At 36.2% G+C, this 18,748-nt stretch carries 12 protein-coding genes; all 12 read left to right on the top strand.

The genetic code is table 11. The features are described from left to right. Position 1: 1 nt before the first annotated feature. Positions 2-1,642 carry a glycoside hydrolase gene (locus tag BLR17_RS09535; protein ID WP_066329681.1) on the top strand — a complete coding sequence of 547 codons (1,641 nt, stop codon included), beginning with the start codon at positions 2-4 and terminating at the stop codon, positions 1,640-1,642. Positions 1,643-1,815: 173 nt separating this feature from the next. Continuing rightward, positions 1,816-4,251 carry a glycoside hydrolase family 2 TIM barrel-domain containing protein gene (locus BLR17_RS09530; protein ID WP_066329683.1) on the top strand — a complete coding sequence of 812 codons (2,436 nt, stop codon included), beginning with the start codon at positions 1,816-1,818 and terminating at the stop codon, positions 4,249-4,251. A gap of 147 nt (positions 4,252-4,398) precedes the next feature. Then, positions 4,399-5,766 carry a glycoside hydrolase family 27 protein gene (locus BLR17_RS09525; RefSeq protein ID WP_074517175.1) on the top strand — a complete coding sequence of 456 codons (1,368 nt, stop codon included), beginning with the start codon at positions 4,399-4,401 and terminating at the stop codon, positions 5,764-5,766. A 35-nt stretch (positions 5,767-5,801) separates the two neighbouring features. Further along, on the top strand, positions 5,802-7,697 hold the full coding sequence (locus BLR17_RS09520) for a glycoside hydrolase family 43 protein (RefSeq protein ID WP_169817176.1): 1,896 nt from the start codon (positions 5,802-5,804) through the stop codon (positions 7,695-7,697). A 150-nt stretch (positions 7,698-7,847) separates the two neighbouring features. Continuing rightward, complete coding sequence (locus tag BLR17_RS09515) at positions 7,848-9,416, top strand: rhamnogalacturonidase (protein ID WP_083189576.1); 1,569 nt, start codon at positions 7,848-7,850, stop codon at positions 9,414-9,416. Between the two features lie 12 nt (positions 9,417-9,428). Beyond that, a complete protein-coding gene (locus BLR17_RS09510) occupies positions 9,429-10,799 on the top strand; it encodes a TolB-like translocation protein (protein WP_066329687.1) in 1,371 nt (456 codons plus the stop codon). An 82-nt stretch (positions 10,800-10,881) separates the two neighbouring features. Further along, positions 10,882-11,913: a GntR family transcriptional regulator gene (locus BLR17_RS09505; protein ID WP_066329688.1), complete on the top strand. Its 1,032-nt coding sequence runs from the start codon at positions 10,882-10,884 to the stop codon at positions 11,911-11,913. 212 nt (positions 11,914-12,125) lie between these two features. Further along, a complete protein-coding gene (rhaT, locus tag BLR17_RS09500) occupies positions 12,126-13,196 on the top strand; it encodes an L-rhamnose/proton symporter RhaT (RefSeq protein ID WP_066329689.1) in 1,071 nt (356 codons plus the stop codon). Positions 13,197-13,229: 33 nt separating this feature from the next. Next, complete coding sequence (locus BLR17_RS09495) at positions 13,230-15,365, top strand: bifunctional aldolase/short-chain dehydrogenase (protein WP_066329690.1); 2,136 nt, start codon at positions 13,230-13,232, stop codon at positions 15,363-15,365. Between the two features lie 176 nt (positions 15,366-15,541). Beyond that, the gene (gene rhaM, locus BLR17_RS09490; protein WP_066329691.1) at positions 15,542-15,856 is read left to right on the top strand and encodes an L-rhamnose mutarotase; all 315 of its coding nucleotides are present in this window, start codon (positions 15,542-15,544) and stop codon (positions 15,854-15,856) included. A 15-nt stretch (positions 15,857-15,871) separates the two neighbouring features. Next, entirely contained in the window at positions 15,872-17,146 is a 1,275-nt protein-coding gene (locus BLR17_RS09485; protein WP_066329692.1) for a sugar isomerase, read from the top strand. Between the two features lie 187 nt (positions 17,147-17,333). Beyond that, on the top strand, positions 17,334-18,686 hold the full coding sequence (locus BLR17_RS09480) for an FGGY-family carbohydrate kinase (protein WP_066329696.1): 1,353 nt from the start codon (positions 17,334-17,336) through the stop codon (positions 18,684-18,686). Positions 18,687-18,748: the final 62 nt, after the last annotated feature.

The following is an 18,748-nucleotide window of genomic DNA, read 5'->3' as shown; positions in this document are numbered from 1 at the left end:
TATGAATTTGATAAAAAAATACAAAGTAAGCCTGCTGTTTGCAGGCTTATTTTCAATGAGTACAGCATTCATTAGCTGTTCGTCGGACAACAATGAAAATTCAGAACCAGTTGTTGAAACGACAAGAGAATTAAAAATCAATTTGGATGCGAATCTGCAAACGATGGAGAGTTTTGGAGCATCTGATGCCTGGCAGTGTAATAATATTGGTAAAAACTGGCCTTCAGAAAAGAAAAATGCTATTGCCGATTTGTTATTCAGCAGAGAAGTAGATGCCGATGGAAACCCTAAAGGAATCGGTTTGTCATTATGGCGTTTTAATCTTGGTGCTGGAAGTACTGAGCAAGGTGATGCAAGTGATATAACTGATGAATGGAGACGTACGGAGTGTTTTACTACTGATGGAGTAATTTACGACATGAACAAGCAGGCAGGTCAGGTTTGGTTTATGAAAGCCGCTAAACAGCGTGGAGTAGATAAGTTATTGGCTTTTACAAATAGTGCACCTGTTTATTTAACTCAAAACGGAAAAGCACATGCCAGCATCAGTACTTTTTATAATTTAAAAGATGGAAAAATGCCTGAATTGGCTGATTTCTGGGTGAATGCTATTGATAAATTAAAATCAGTTCATAACTTAACAATTGATTATGTAAGTCCGTTTAACGAACCGCAATACGAATGGGATGGTTCTGGACAGGAAGGTTCTCCGGCTTCAAATGCTAATATTTACAGTTTTGTAAATACTTTGGCTCCAAAATTACAGGCAAAGGGATTGAGTTCACAAATTGTTGTTGGAGAAGCAGGTGCTTTCGAACCTTTGTATAAAACAGTAAGCGGAAAAGAAAATCGTTCGAATCAAATTGATTATTTCTTTGGTGTTAATTCGACTAAAAATATTGCCGGATTAACGAATGTTAAAAAGACAATTTCAGGACACAGTTACTGGCAGGCATGGCCAATAAGCACATTAATTTCGTCAAGACAAGCTGTTGCTGCCAGAGCTAATACTGTTCCGGGCTTGAGTGTTTGGGCTTCGGAATATTCTATTCTTGAGAGTCCTGGTACAGCCGAATTACCGGGAGGTGCCGGTCCGGGAAGGGATTTAGGAATGCAAACAGCACTTTGGGTTGCTCGTATTATCAGTACCGATATTTCAATTGGTGGTGTAACTTCATGGCAATGGTGGACTGCTGTAAGTCGTGGAGATTACAAAGACGGATTGGTTCACGTTGATGACGGAATTACAAAAGGTGCCGGAGATGCTAATTATTGTAAATACGATGGTTATGTTAGGGATTCGAAAATTCTTTGGGCTTTTGGAAATTTTTCTTTCTTTGTAAAACAGGGAATGCAAAGGGTTCAAATTCCTAATTTAGATAATGCAACGGCTACTACTGATGTTATGGTTACCGCTTACAAAGACGAAGTAAATAAAAAACTGGTTATCGTTGCGGTTAATTTCAGTAGTTCGGCAAGAACATACAATTTAAATCTTGCAGGAGGTACATTGGTGAACAATACATTGACTCCGTATGTAACTTCTGAATTGAAAAGTTTGAAAAAAGGAACTGATGTAACAGCTACTAATTTTGAAATTCCGGCCAGAGCAGTAGTCACTTATGTAGGTGTTTATAAATAAGATTTGGTACTATAAAATTGAAAAAAGATAATTTTGGGTAATTTTATAGTACTTATTTTACCAATTTACCCCTCATGATTATTAAGCTTTAATCATTTCTTTGCTTTTTTAAGCTGTCTTTATAGAAATTCAGAATGGTATAGGACTCTCTTATTTATTAAAAAATATAATTTATGTTAACAACAAAAAAAATCTTTCTGTCATTTCTGGTTTGCTCTTGCACATCTGCATTTAGTCAAATAGGATTTGGAGATTCTCAAAAAATTAATGAACAATGGAAATTTATTCTGCAGGACAATAAAGACTTTCAGGATAATTCTTTTAATGACAGCAAGTGGCAAACTGTTGCTGTTCCTCATGACTGGAGTATTAAAGGACAGTTGAGTCCTACTCTTGCCAGTGCTACAGGATTTTTACCGGGAGGAATTGCCTGGTACAGAAAAACAATGGATGTTCCATCTGCCAAAAAAGGAGAAAAAGTATTCCTGTATTTTGAAGGTGTGTATAACCGAAGTGAAGTTTTCGTTAACGGACATTCTTTAGGAAAACGTCCTAACGGATACATTTCTTTTGCTTATGACGCCACTCCTTATATTAAATACGGAGAAAAAAATACAATAGCAGTTCGAGTAGATCATAGTAAGAGTGCCGATTCCCGTTGGTACACCGGTTCAGGAATTTATAGAAATGTTTGGGTAGTCTATGCTAATCCGGTGCATATTGCACAATGGGGTGTGTATGCTTATCCTGAAGTGAATAAAAACACAGGAACGTTGAACGTTGAAGTAGATGTTGAAAATGGTTCAGCAGAAAAATCAAATTTGACTGTTGTTAACGAGTTAATTGCAAATGATGGAAAAACAGTAGCCAAAAGTTCTAATACTGTAGCAATTGCTGCTAATCAGTCAGGGAAAATTGCTGCGAAAATAAAAGTGAATAATCCTAAGTTATGGGATTTAGAAAATCCTAATTTGTACCAATTGAAAACGACTGTTTTAAAAGACGGTAAAGTTATCGATCATTCTACAACTCAAACAGGTTTCCGCAATTTTACATTCGATGCAAATAAAGGATTTGCTTTAAATGGCAAATGGATGAAAATAAAAGGAGTTTGTTTGCACCATGATGCGGGAGTTTTAGGTTCGGCAGTTCCTCGCGAAGTTTTAGAAGGAAGATTGAAAACTTTAAAAGAAATTGGAGTAAACGCTGTGCGTACCAGTCATAATCCTCAGGCACCTGATTTTTATGAATTGTGTGACCAATTAGGATTGTTAGTTTTAAACGAAGCTTATGACGAATGGGAATTTCCAAAACGCAAATGGTTAGAAGGATGGAATCAGGGGACACCAGGATTTGAAGGTTCTTTTGATATTTTTGCTGATTGGGCAGAGAAAGATTTGGAAGATTTTGTGCGTCGTGACCGAAATCATCTTTCTGTTTTTGCCTGGAGTATTGGTAACGAAGTAGATTATCCTAATGATCCGTATTCGCACCCGGTATTGGCTGGTGGTGGTGATACAGGATTCTCTCAAGCTGCTTATGGAGGTTATAAAAAAGATGCTCCGGATGCAATGCGTTTAGGTGCAATTGCAAAACGTTTGGTTGCAGCTGTAAAAAAATACGATAAATCCCGTCCTACAACGGCAGGTTTAGCCGGAGTGGCTATGTCTAATGAAACCGAATATCCGGGAGCTTTGGATATTACAGGATACAATTATACTGAAAGCAAATACCAGTCTGATCATAAAAAATATCCAAAAAGAGTAATCTTTGGTAGTGAAAACCGTCATGATTATGATGCCTGGTTAGCGGTAAAAAATAACGAGCATATTTTTGGACAATTCTTGTGGACAGGAATTGATTATTTAGGAGAATCAGGAAGATGGCCGTCAAGAGGATTCTATTCAGGATTAGTTGATTTTGCAGGACAGATTAAACCTAGAGGTTATTTCCGTCAGTCACTTTGGTCAGAGAAACCAATGATTTATATTGGAACTTATCTTTCAAATAATCCAAACAAAAAAGACCTTTCAATGGATGCATGGCCATTATGGAATTACAACGAAGGTCAAAAAGTAAAAGTAGTTTGTTATACTAATGCTGCTAAAGCGCGTTTGGAACTAGACGGAAAAGTGGTGGGTGAAGTGAAAAACTATGATTCTGAAGTGGGAATTATTTCATGGGATATTCCGTTTCAATCCGGAAAACTGGAAGCAGTAGGATTGGATAAGAATAACAAAGAAGTAAGCCGTTATGCGATTACTTCTTCAAAACAACCTCAGGCTATTGTTGTAAAAACTGCTGATAAAGTGATCAATAAAGACAAAGGAGTAGCCGAAATCATGTTACAGTTAGTGGATGAGAATGGCGTTCCGGTAATGGTTTCTGATAACGAAATTACTTGTACAATCGTTAGTGGTGCTGCAACTTTATTAGGATTGGAAGCCGGAAATAATTCGGATATGACTGATTATACTGATAATGCGCAACGTGCTTTTAACGGACATATTTTAGCTTATATTCAGTCAAATGGCAAAAATGAACCAATTAAAGTTCAATTTTCAAGCCCTTGGTTAAAAGCTGTTGAGGTTACTATCAATGTAAAATAAGTTATTTTCTTAGTATAAAAGAAAGAAATAAAATATTGTTTTTTAGAGAATTAGCCTGTTTACTTTTTTAGTAGACAGGTTAATTTTTATAATAAAAAAACTTCGTTATCTTTGAAGTGTAATATTAACACATATAAAAACCAAAAAATGAAATTAAAGAATAAAATTGCTCTGACACTTGGTGTTGTTTTGGTATCGGTTGCTTCCAATGCTCAAAAAACAGCGTTCAAGAAGGATGAATTCAAACAATGGGCCCAAACCCCGCCAATGGGATGGAATAGCTGGGATTGTTACGGCTCAACAGTTGAAGAACATGAAGTGAAAGCCAATGCTGATTATATGGTCAAAAATTTAAAAAAATCAGGTTGGGAGTACATCGTAGTAGATATCAGATGGTTTGTGGAAAATGATAAAGCGGGAGGCTATAATCAAAAAGATCCACGTTATGTAATGGATAAATACGGGAGATATTTACCGGCATTGAACCGTTTTCCTTCTGCAAAAGACGGACAGGGATTCAAACCATTAGCGGATTATATTCATAGTAAAGGATTGAAATTTGGAATCCATATTATGCGCGGTATTCCTAAAAAAGCCGTGGAAGAAAAACTCCCTATCAAAGGAGCAAACGGAATTACAGCCGACCAAATTTATACAACTGAATTACAATGCGAATGGTTGAAAGACAATTATACTATTCTTGCTGATAAACCGGGAGCTCAGGAATATTATGATTCTTTGTTCGAATTATACGCACAATGGGGAGTAGATTTTATCAAAATTGACGATTTATCAAGACCATATCACGAAGGAGAAATCAACCTGATTAGAAAAGCTATTGATAAATGTGGTCGTAAAATAGTTTTGAGTACTTCACCTGGCGAAACACCAATTTCGGCTGCTGCTCACGTAGGTTCACACGCTAATATGTGGCGTATGGTGGACGATGTTTGGGATACCTGGCCACACATTACCCATTTAATGGACGTTGCTCAAAAATGGTATCCGCATATTGCTCCGGGAACATGGCCTGATTGTGATATGATTCCGTTAGGAAGAATTTCGTTAAGAGGAGAACGCGGCAAAGACCGTATGTCTCGTTTAACAAAAGATGAGCAATATACTTTAATGACTTTCTTTAACATCTTCAAATCACCGTTGTTTTTTGGTGGAGATATGCCAAGTAACGATCCTTTTACCTTATCGTTATTGACGAATGCTGAAGTTTTAAAAATGCACCGTGAAGGAACTAATGTAAAGCAACTTTTTCAAAAAGACGGAAAAGTAGCTGTTACTTCTAAAAATCCAAAAGACGGAAGTATCTACTTAGCATTGTTCAATATTTCAGATAAATTTTCTGAAAAAGTAGCAGTACGTTTAGCTGATTTGGGTATCAAAAATGCTGAGGTTACAAATATGTGGACAGGCGAAAAATTAGGAGCGGTTAAAGACGAAGTTACAGTAACCTTAAATGCACATGCTTCGGTTTTGTATAAATTAAAAAGTAAAAAATAGTGAAAAAAGTATGTTTTAGTCTAGCATTATTTTTAATGCTGTTTCAATTTTTGCAAGCTCAAAATAAAAGCGGGGTTCCGCCTGTACTTGCCGAAAAAGATTTAACCGCCTATCTGTTTGTGTATTTCACTGGGAATTCTGTTGAAGAAGAAGCCGTGCGTTTCGCTATTAGTGCAGATGGTTATCATTATTATCATTTGAATGATAACAAATCCGTAATAGATAGTAAAATTATCAGTGAAACAGGAGGTGTTCGTGATCCGCATATTTTACGTGGAGCCGATGGTAAAACATTTTACATGGTTTTAACCGATATGACTTCTTCTAAAGGTTGGGATAGCAATCGTGCGATGGTGTTATTAAAAAGCACCGATTTGGTAAACTGGAAAAGCAGTGTGGTGAATATCCAAACTACTTTTTCTGGAAACGAAAACTTAAAACGTGTTTGGGCTCCTCAAACTATTTATGATGCTAAAGCTGGGAAGTACATGATTTATTTCAGTATGCAACACGCTGGTGGTCCGGATAAAATATATTATGCTTACGCTAATAAAGATTTTACGGCTTTAGAAAGTGCGCCAAAATTATTGTTTGTTCCTAAATCAGGAAATGCCTGTATTGACGGAGATATTATCGAAAAAGACGGCGTTTACCATCTTTTTTATAAAACCGAAACCAATACACCGGGGATTAAAGTGGCAACAACCACTGATTTAACATCCGGAAACTGGACAGAAAATAATAATTATTTGCAACAGACTAAAGAAGGTGTTGAAGGTTCCAGTGTCTTCAAACTAAATCATTCTGACGAATATATTCTGATGTATGATATGTACATGAAAGGTAAATATCAGTTTACGAAAACGAAAGATTTAGAGAATTTCACGGTGATTGACAGCGAAATTTCAATGGATTTTCATCCGCGTCACGGAACAATTTTGCCAATTACCCGTGCTGAATTAAAACGATTAATTGCTAAATGGGGAAAGCCGGCAGCTTATCTTCAAATCAATAACAATCCGGTTTTAGAAGGTTATCATGCTGATCCTGAAGTTTTGTACGCTGAGAAAACAGGCAAATATTATATCTACCCAACAAGCGACGGATTTGATGGTTGGGGCGGTTATTATTTCAAAGCTTTTTCGTCTGATAATTTAGTTGATTGGAAAGCCGAAGGAACTATTTTAGACCTTAAGAAAGATGTCCCTTGGGCAGGAAGAAACGCCTGGGCGCCTTGTATTGTAGAGAAAAAAATAAAAGGAAAATACCAATATTTCTATTATTATACGGGAGCACAAAAAGTAGGTGTTGCGGTTGCGGATAATCCTACAGGTCCTTTTAAAGACAGTGGAAAACCAATTGTAGCCGGCAGACCGGAAGGCATAAAAGACGGTCAGGAAATTGATCCGGACGTTTTTACCGATCCAAAAACGGGTAAAAGTTATTTGTATTGGGGAAATATGTATATGGGAGTTGCTGAGTTAAATCCGGATATGGTTTCTTTAAAACCGGGAACTACTAAAATCATCAAAGTAAATGAGAGTTTCCGTGAAGGGACTTATGTGATTTACAGAAACGGTTTGTACTATTTTTTCTGGAGTGAAGACGATACCAGAAGTCCGAATTACAAAGTGAGATATGCCATTTCTAAATCGCCTGTTGGACCACTGGAAATGCCAAAAGATAACATTGTTATTCAGGGAAATAAAGCAGAAGAAATCTATGCAACAGGACATAATTCGGTTGTGAAAGTGCCTAAAAAAGATGAATGGTATCTTGTTTACCATCGTTTTTCTTACCCTACCGGAATAAGTATGGGCGATGCAGCCGGTTTCCATCGCGAAGTTTGTATCGATAAACTGGAATTCAATGCTGACGGAACAATTAAACAAGTTGTTCCTACTCACAAAGGAATTAATCCTGTTAAGTAATTTATTTCATTTAGTTAATCTTAAAACCGGTAAACAAAAGAGTTTACCGGTTTTTTTATGTCAATAGTTTTTTAAACAGGATGCCACAGGATGACTATTTATATTGAATTTGTAAATTGCATAGAATTATCAATAAATTTTGTTAATAGTATGAAAAAAAGCATTGGCTTTATTAAAACATTTTTGTCTAAGTACCATCTTTGTTTGTGTTTTTTATTCTTAAGTTTAAGTAGTATTCATGCAGCACAGGAAACTGTTTTTAATGTTAAAGCTTTTGGCGCAAAAGGTGATAATGTTACATTAGATTCAGAGGCTATTAATAATACTATAGCTGCAGCGGCAAAAGCAGGTGGTGGTACTGTTTATTTTCCTGCGGGGACCTATCTTAGTTTTTCAATTCGGCTGCAAAGTCATATTTCACTTTATTTAGATCAGGGAGCGGTTATTTTGGCCGCAACACCATCCGGTGACGTGGGTTATGATGCTCCAGAAACGGCTGCTAACGACACTTTTCAGGATTTTGGACACAGTCATTGGCACAACAGTTTAATATGGGGTGAGAATTTGGAAGATATTTCGATTCTCGGTCCGGGAATAATTCATGGAAAAGGATTGTCCAGGAATGCACCTTTTAAAGCGCCAATTGGAAATAAAGCCATCGCTTTGAAGCTTTGCCGTAACGTGACACTGAAAGATTTTACAATATTGTATGGCGGTCATTTTGGGATACTGGCCACGGGAGTTGATAATTTAACTATTGATAATCTGAAGATAGATACCAATCGAGATGGTATGGATATAGATTGTTGTAAAAACGTTCGTATTTCTAACTGTAGCGTTAATTCTCCTTGGGACGATGGTATTTGCCTAAAAAGTTCCTTTGCATTGGGTTTTGCCCGATCAACAGAAAATGTAACGATTACCAATTGTAGTGTAAGCGGTTTTGATCGTGGAACTTTTTATAATGGAACTTATCTGCGCAATGAAGCCAATTTGGTGCCTGATAAAGAAGGACCAACAGGGCGTATTAAATTGGGTACAGAATCGAATGGTGGTTTTAAAAATATTGCTATTAGTAATTGTATCTTTGAATATTGCCGCGGTTTAGCATTAGAAACCGTTGATGGTGGCATATTGGAAGATGTGACTATCAGTAATATTACTATGCGGGATATAATCAATTCGCCCATTTTTTTACGTCTTGGAGGTCGGATGCGCGCACCTGAAGGCACACCAATAGGCGCTTTGAGACGAATCAACATCAGTAATATTAATGTGTATAATGCCGATTCACGTTTTACGACTTTAATTAGTGGTATTCCCGGTCATGATATTGAAGATGTGCGTTTGAGTAATATCAGTATTTGGTATCGCCCACTTGATTCTGTATCCAAAGAAAGTATTCAACAAGAAGTTCCTGAATTCGAAAAAGGATATCCTGAACCACAGAAATTCGGAATAATTCCTGCCTATGGATTCTTTATTCGCCATGCTAAAAATATAGAATTAAATAATATTAATCTTTATCTGTTGGGGGATGAAACCCGTCCTGCTATGATGGTAAACGATGTAAAAGGAATAAAGCTGCGAAATGTAACTACAGCAAAAGGGACTAATGCCGCATCTTTAATAATGCATAATGTAAGTGATTTGTCTGTAAAAGATAGCGCACCATTAAAAGACAGGAAAGTAAAGCAAGTAAAAAACAAAAGTTATTAATAATCCCATATTATGAAACAGCATACTATTATTAGCGTTTTAAGTAGTCTTTTATTTTTAATAGCTGATGCAAATGCACAAATTGGCAAACGATTTCCTTCTGAACGGAAAGTGGTAAAGGATCCTGTTACCGGTACAATGTTAACATTTTTGACCAGTACGGAAATGGGGGATTCTAAAATTTATCAAACGCACAATCAGTGGACATCTGATGGGGAGTGGCTTATTTTTCGTTCCAATAGGGCAAAGGGCGAAGCCATGGCTGTACATGAAAAAACCGGAGAAATGGTTCAGGTGACACAGGGTGGTTATGTAGGAATGCTAAATGTGGCACGCAATAGCATGAAACTTTTTTTTATGCGAAAACCGCTCGATAGTATTGCAAAGCAAAATGATAAAAATTTGAAAACCATGCCAATATCGATGCAGATTGTTGAAGTAGATTTAGCGAAATTATTTGCTGATAGTAAGAATGGAAAATTGAAAAAAGCAGCCTACTACCAGCGGGTTTGCGGATCAACTGACCCTAAAATGGGAGCCGGTGGTGATTTGGCTTTAGATGGTGATGAAAACTGGGCTTATTTTAGAGTAGGAAAAGAAGAGGCTGCAAGGCATTTGCCTGCTGATACAAAATTGGAAAAAAATTACGGTCCCAGAAATATGGGAGCAGGTCCATCCGGAATTGCTGCGATGAATGTACATACAGGTGAAATTAAATATGTGGTATCGGTTCCTTTTCAGATAGGACATATACAAACCAATCCGTGGATGCCGGGCGAAATTGTTTTTTGCTGGGAAACGGGAGGGAAATCTCCGCAACGCACCTGGACAGTTATGAGTGACGGAACCGGTCTTCGTCCGTTATATCCTGAATCGGAATACGAATGGGTAACCCACGAAGCGGTAATTAGTAAAGATGAAGTGGCTATGGCAATTATGGGACACCGAAAAATTCAGGGTTCTGATACTACAGGCACAGCTGTTGGCGGAGCTAATCCCGGTCAGGAAGCTGCCTGGGGAGTTTCGGGAACCAGAGAAAAACCTACGGGACTGGCTATCGTGAATTTGCGTACAAGGGAAATGAGAATAGAAGGACAAACCGAAAAAGGAAGTGGCTTATGGCATGTAAGCGGTTCACCGGATGGCCGATGGGCAGTAGGGGATGATTTTTCACGAAGTGTTTATTTAATCGATCGCCATACCCATGAGATGCTATTGCTTTCTACTGGTCATAAAGTCACAGCTTCAGACCATCCGCATCCTACTATGAGTCCTGACGGAACTAAAATCGAAATCCAGTCAGCTATGCTGAGCGAAGATAACAAGAGCATGAATATCTGTATTATTCCGGTTCCGGAAGAATGGTTAAAAAGGAAGTACTGATTTAGTCACTCAATTTATGGATTAGAGTTTTTTTTAAATTACTATATTTGGAGTCTGTTTTTTAATTTCAGTTATAAAATTAATGAAAAAAACTTCTAAGATAGATAGTCTTACTATTGACGAATTTTCAGCAACGCCGAAGTACCAACAATTGGTTAATGCCATATTGAATGCAATTAAACAGGGTGTGTTGAAAAAAGGCGATGCTATGCCTTCTATCAATGAACTTAGTTTTCAATACGAAATTTCGAGAGTTACTATCGAAAAAGGCTATAATACCCTTAGAAAAATGGGGATTTTAGAAGCCTTTCATGGCAAGGGGTATTTCATTGCCAATACTGATGTTTCGCAGGATATTAAAATATTTTTAATGTTCAATAAGTTGAGTGCGCACAAAAAACTCATTTATGATGCCTTTGTTGAAACTTTGGGAGATAAAGCAGCGATTGATTTTTATATTTACAATAACGATTATGCTTTGTTTAAAAAATTGCTGAAACAACAAAAAACAGATTATACCCATTATGTAATCATTCCCCATTTTATTGAAAAATCAGATGCCTACCGATTGCTGATTGAAGAGCTTCCAAAAGAGAAACTCGTTTTAGTTGGTAAAAAAATAAAAGACATCACAGGGGATTATGCTGCGGTTTATGAAAATTTTGAACAGGATATTTACAATGCCTTGACTGAGGCTTTGGAGCCGTTAAGCAAATACCATACTTTAAAACTAATTTTTCCGGTCAATAGTTATTTCTCTAAAGAAATCGTAAAAGGCTTTGAGAATTTTTGCTACAACTATGCCTTTAACTTTAAAATAGTTCATAATCTTGATGAAGAGCAGGTAAGCGAAGGCGAAGTCTATATTAATTTGATGGAAGAGGATTTGGTTAAAATCTTAGATAAAATTATAAGTTTAAATCTAACACTTGGAAAACAGGTAGGTTTGATTTCTTATAATGAAACGCCTCTTAAGAATTATATCATGAGCGGACTCACCACAATTTCTACCGATTTTAAAACAATGGGCATCACAGCCGCTAATTTGGTATTAAATAATTCCAAAGAACATATCGAAAACCCCTTTAAATTGATTCTCAGGGGATCATTGTAATTTACTTTTAAAATTTTTCTCATTGCTCTGCTGTTTTGTATTAAAATATGCAGTATTTTTCATATTTAATTTTAACAATTAGTATTAAATCTGTCATAAATGTGTAAAAAAAGTATAAATAATGTTAATACAAGGACTGTACAGGACAGTTTTAATTTTCCTTTTTTTTTATTTTACACCTCTATTAATTAACCTTTAACTCAAATTTATTTATGGAATCAATTCTTGGTATTCTTTTTCACTCAATTGGAGGTTTTTCTTCCGGAAGTTTTTATATGCCTTTTAAAAAGGTAAAAGGTTGGGCTTGGGAAAGCTACTGGATTATAGGGGGATTTTTCTCTTGGTTGATAGTACCGCCATTGGCAGCTTATTTAACGATTCCAAATTTTACTGAAATCATTAGTGCAGCTGCGCCATCAATTAAAACGGTTACTTATTCAATGGGATTGATTTGGGGTATTGGAGGATTGACTTATGGTTTAGGTGTTCGTTATTTAGGAATGTCTTTAGGGAACTCTATTACGTTAGGTTTTTGTTCAGCATTTGGGGCATTAGTACCACCAATCTATTATAATTTTAATCCTACTGAAGGGAAAGTTTCTTTTGGGGAAATGGTTAATAGTTCAGGAGGACAATTGGTTTTGTTAGGAGTATTGGTTTGTATTTTAGGAATTGTATTACTAGGAAAAGCCGGGATGCTTAAAGAAAAAGACTTTGCAGTAGGTCATGAAGACAAGGATAAAGATTTTAATTTAGTGAAAGGTCTTATTATCGCAATTATTTCAGGGATTTTAAGTTCGTTCTTTAATTTCGGAATTGAAGCAGGAAAACCAATGGCTGATACAGCTAATGAGGCTTGGCAAGCATTAAATCCGGGTCAGGGTGAATTCTTGTTTCAAAATAATGTTACTTATGTAGTACTACTTTGGGGAGGTCTTACAACCAATTTTATATGGTGTATGTACCTTAATTTTAAAAATAAAACTTTTGGAGATTATACCAATAAAAATACGCCAATTGCCAGAAATGTTTTGTTTTCAGGTATTGCCGGAACAATGTGGTTTTTACAATTTTTCTTCTACGGAATGGGAGAAAGTAAATTAGGAAATGGTGCAAGTTCTTGGATTTTACACATGTCAACAATTATTTTGACAGCTAATTTCTGGGGATTTTATTTAAAAGAATGGAAAGGAGTTTCTGATAAGACTTATAAGGTTTTCTTCTTCGGAATTGCTTTAATGTTTTTATCAATTGTTTTGGTTGGTTTTGGAAACTCACTATAAGGAATAGAACAACAATTTTAAATTTATATAACAATGTCAAATACAAACGCAATGACTTTTAAACACGTAAGTTACCTTTGGGATGATGCTAAGGCTGCTGAATTAGCAGGAGATGAAGTAGCACTATTTATTTATCGCTCTAATTTATTAGGAGCAGATTTGAGATTAACGAACTATGGAGGAGGAAACACATCTGTAAAAATTACCGATAAAGATCCATTAACTGGAGCTGCTACTGAGGTAATGTGGATTAAAGGTTCTGGTGGTGATATTGGAACATTAACAAAATCAGGTTGTGCTGCTCTTTACTTAGAAAGATTACGCAATTTAGAAAACGTTTACAGAGGAATCGAATTTGAAGATGAAATGGTAGAATTATTCAACCACTGTATCTTTGATTTAGCTTCTAAAGCGCCTTCTATCGATACGCCATTACACGGTTTCTTACCATTCGCTCACATCGATCACTTACACCCTGATGCAGCTATTGCTATTGCTGCTGCAAAAGACGGTAAAAAAATCACTGAAGAATTATTCAACGGAGAGATTGGATGGGTTGGATGGCAACGTCCGGGCTTCGATTTAGGTTTGCAAATGCGTGCTTGCCTTGAAGAAGCTGCTGCAAAAGGTAAAAAATTAAAAGGAGTAATGTTAGGATCTCACGGTTTGTTTACTTGGGGAGATACTTCATACGAAAGTTATATCAACACTCTTGAAGTAATTGAAAAATGTGCTGAGTATTTAGAGTCTAACTACGGAAAAACGCGTCCGGTATTTGGAGGTCAAAAAATCGAAAGTCTTCCGGTTGAAGCGCGTCAGTTGCAAGCTGCTAAATTAGCTCCAATCTTGAGAGGTTTCTGTTCTTCTGAGCGTAAAATGATTGGTCACTATACGGATGACGCAAGAGTTTTAGAATTCATCAACTCAAATGATTTAGAGAAATTAGCTCCTCTTGGAACTTCTTGTCCGGATCACTTTTTGAGAACTAAAATCAGTCCTTTAGTAATTGAATTAGCTCCAAACGAAGATTTATCAGACGTTGACGCTATCAAAGCTAAATTGACTCCGGCTTTTGAAGCTTACCGTCAAATGTACACTGACTACTATAATACTTGTAAAAAATCAAATTCACCAGCAATGCGTGATCCTAACCCGGTTGTAATTTTATATCCAGGAGTAGGTATGTTTACTTTTGCAAAAGATAAAACAATGGCTCGTTTGGCATCTGAATATTATACAAATGCTGTAAACGTAATGAAAGGTGCTGAAGCTGTTTCTGAATATACTTCATTGCCACATCAGGAAGCTTTTGATATCGAGTACTGGTTGTTAGAAGAAGCTAAATTACAACGTATGCCAAAACCAAAAGCTTTATCTGGAAGAATCGCTTTGATTACAGGTTCTGCAGGAGGAATTGGTAAGGCTATCGCTAAGAAATTTGCTGAAGAAGGTGCTTGTATCGTAATCAATGATATCAATGAAGAGCGTTTACAAGGAGCAACAGCTGATTTTATCAAATCTTTTGGTAAAGATGCAGTTTCTAGTACTTTATTAAACGTAACTGATGATGCTAGTACAGCTTTAGCTTTAGATGCTGCTTGTTTAGCATTTGGAGGAGTTGATATCGTAGTTAACAATGCAGGTATCAGTATTTCTAAATCAATCGCTGAGCACTCATTAGAAGAGTGGGACAGATTATACGATATCTTGGTTAAAGGACAATTTATTGTTTCTAAAGCAGGAATCGAAGTAATGCGTAAACAAGGATTTGGTGGAGATATCGTAAACATCGTATCTAAAAATGCAGTTGTTGCAGGACCAAACAACCCTGGTTACGGATCTGCTAAAGCGGCTCAGGCTCACTTGACTCGTTTGATGGCTGCTGAATTAGGAGCTGATAAAATCCGTGTGAACACAGTTAACCCGGATGCTGTAATCTCTGATTCAAACATTTGGTCAGGCGGATGGGCTGAAGGACGTGCTAAAGCTTACGGAATTACAGTTGCTGAATTACCAGCTTACTACGCTAAGCGTACTTTATTAAATGAAATTATATTACCGGACGATATCGCTAACGCATGTTACGCTTTTGTTGGAGGTTTGTTAAGCAAATCAACAGGAAATGCATTAAATGTTGACGGTGGAGTATCTATGGGCTTTTATAGATAGTTTTAGATGTTAGTTTTTAGATTGATTTATCTAACGTCCGATTTGTTTCGGGCGTTAGATTTTTCTTAATCTGATTACTGCATTTTTAATTTTTTTTTCCTTCTATTTTAAAACAATTATTCATAACAATTTAGGGTTTCAAAAATTGTTTGAGTCTACCACAATAATTTCCGCATATGAAAAAAGTAGCATTTAAAATGCAGTTGCATGAAGGTCAGGTTCAGGAATATCAAAAAAGACATGATGAATTATGGCCGGAATTAGCCGATTTGTTAAAAAGCGTAGGAGTAGAAGATTACTCTATTTTTTTTGACGAAGATACGCATGCCCTTTTTGGTGTTTTAAAAATTGAAGATCCAAGTCGTTTAGACACACTGCCTCAGCATCCTGTTATGCAAAAATGGTGGAAATATATGGGCGATATTATGGATGCCAATCCGGATAATTCCCCGGTGAGTGTTTCACTCAAAGAAGTTTTCTATTTACCTTAAAAAATTATAATTATCATGATATTAGATTCTAACAAAGTAGCTGCTCATAATGACGGTCTTTATACAGCTCATAAAAATAAATTAGTTTTCACAGCTTCTGAAATTGCAGAAACTGAAAGCATCATTAAAAAATTAATCGATTTTCAAATCGCAATTCCGTCTTGGGCTTTAGGAACTGGAGGAACTCGTTTTGGACGTTTTCCGGGTGGTGGTGAGCCTCGTTCTTTAGAAGAAAAAATCGAAGATGTAGGTTTGTTACACGCTTTGAACAATGCTTCTGGAGCTATTTCATTACACATTCCTTGGGATATCCCAACTGACCGTAATGCTATCAAAGCTTTAGCTGCTCAACATGGTTTGAAATTTGACGCTGTAAACTCTAATACTTTCCAGGATCAGGCTGATAGTGCTTATTCTTATAAATTTGGTTCATTACAAAATGTAAACAAATCAATCCGTAAACAAGCGGTTCAACATAATATCGACGTAATCCAACAAGGTGTTGAGTTAGGTTCTGAGTCGTTAACTGTATGGTTAGCTGATGGATCTTGCTTCCCTGGACAATTGAACTTCCGTAAAGCTTACGAAAACACTTTAGAAAGTTTACAGGAAATTTACGAAGCATTGCCTTCTAACTGGAAATTATTCTTAGAGTACAAATGTGCTGAGCCTAATTTTTACTCAACTACAGTTGCCGATTGGGGACAATCGTATTCTTACGTGAAAAAATTAGGTGAACAAGCTAAAACTTTAGTTGATTTAGGTCACCACCTTCCAAATGCTAATATTGAGCAAATTGTTTCTTTATTATTGATGGAAGATAAATTAGGAGGTTTCCACTTCAACGACTCTAAATACGGAGATGACGATTTAACTGCAGGTGCATTAAAACCATACCAATTATTCTTAATCTTCAATGAATTAGTTGAAGGAATGGATGCAAGAGGAATGAACCACGCTACTGATTTAGGTTGGATGATTGATGCTTCTCACAACGTAAAAGATCCAATGGAAGATTTATTACAATCTGTTGAGGCTATCATGATTGCTTATGCTCAGGCACTTTCTGTTGACAGAAAAGCATTAGAAATTGCTCAAAATGAAAATGACGTAGTTAAAGCTCAGGAAATTTTACAAAATGCTTTCCGTACGGATGTTCGTGCATTAGTAGCTGAGGCTCGTTTACGCGCTGGTGCAGCTCTTAATCCGGTTGCTTTATACCGTGAGTTAGGAGTACGTGATGCTTTAATTGGAGCAAGAGGATTGAAAACTGTAGCAACAGGATTGTAATTTTAATTATAAGTTGTGAGTTATGGGTTATGAGTTATAAAGTTGACTGTTTGAAGTAAAAAAGATTTTAGCCTATAGCGATTGAACTATTCAGGCAAATAATATACTTCATAACCCAAGATTAAGAATTCATTACCCTTATTCTATAACCCCTAACTCATAACGCTTAACTCATAACACATAATTAATGAATGCAGTAGCCATTTTCGACATTGGAAAAACAAATAAAAAAGCGTTCTTATTTAATGAAAGCTATCAAATAGTTTGGGAAAATTCAGTAAACCTTCCTGAAACAGTTGATGAAGACGGTTTTCCATGCGAAGATATTGTAGCGCTAAAAGAATGGTTTTTGGGTTGTTGGGAAGAGATGAAATCTCAAAAACAATACAATTTAAAAGCAGTTAATTTTAGTACTTATGGTGCCAGTTTTGTGTATGTTGACAAAGAAGGAAATCCTTTGACGCCATTGTACAATTATTTGAAACCATATCCTGAAAATCTTAAAAATGAGTTTTATTCTAAATATAAAGGAGAAGAAGTTTTCGCAGTGAAAACTGCTTCTCCGGTTTTAGGAAGTCTGAATTCAGGAATGCAAATTTACCGTTTGAAAAACGAAAAACCGGAGGTTTTCGACAAAGTAAAACACTGTTTGCATTTGCCGCAATACATGAGTTTTCTTTTGACCAAAGAAGGATTTACTGATATTACCAGCATTGGCTGTCATACAAATCTTTGGAATTTCAATAGAATGAAATACCATAAATGGATTAAAAAGGAAGGAATAACTGAAAAATTGCCTCCAATTCACGATTCTGAAGATACTATTACCGTTGAAGGTGATATCGCAGTTGGAATTGGATTACACGACAGTTCTTCGGCTTTGATTCCTTACATTATCAATTTTGAAGATCCGTTTGTATTGTTGTCAACAGGAACCTGGGTGATTACCATGAATCCATTCAATAGCAAAAAGTTGACTTTTGATGAATTGCAAAATGACTGCCTGTGTTTCTTGCATTATAAAGGAAAACCGGTTAAGGCTTCCCGTTTGTTTGCAGGAAATGAGCATGAAATTCAGTCAGTAAAATTGGCAAAACATTTTGATGCGCCAATCGATTCTTACAAACACGTTCTTTATGATAAAGACATTATTACTAAACTGAGAACTAAATTCAAACAGTATACTAAGGGAGATAGTGCAATTCTAAAAGATTGTCCTTTCAATGAGAGAGTACTTTCAGATTTTGAAAATTACGATGAAGCTTACCATCAGTTGATGTTGGATTTAATAGCCCAACAAATTGTTTCGACCAATTTAGTGATTCACAATAGTCCGGTTAAGAAAGTTTTTGTTGACGGAGGTTTTAGTAAAAATTCGATTTACATGAATTTGTTAGCGGAAGCTTACCCTACAATGGAAGTGTACGCCGCATCCATGGCGCAGGCCAGTTCGTTAGGAGCAGCCTTAGCCATTCATAAAAATTGGAATACGAAGCCAATTCAAAATGATTTAATAGATTTGAAATTTTACAAGCATTAATATTTAACTTTGCCTATCATCATTCAACTAAAGAATATTGATAGGCAATTTTACATAAAGTG

Source organism: Flavobacterium glycines (assembly GCF_900100165.1).
In the GTDB taxonomy this organism is placed as follows: Bacteria; Bacteroidota; Bacteroidia; order Flavobacteriales; family Flavobacteriaceae; genus Flavobacterium; species Flavobacterium glycines.
Note: the sequence above shows the minus strand (reverse complement) of the source record. Positions and strands in the feature narration are given on the sequence as shown.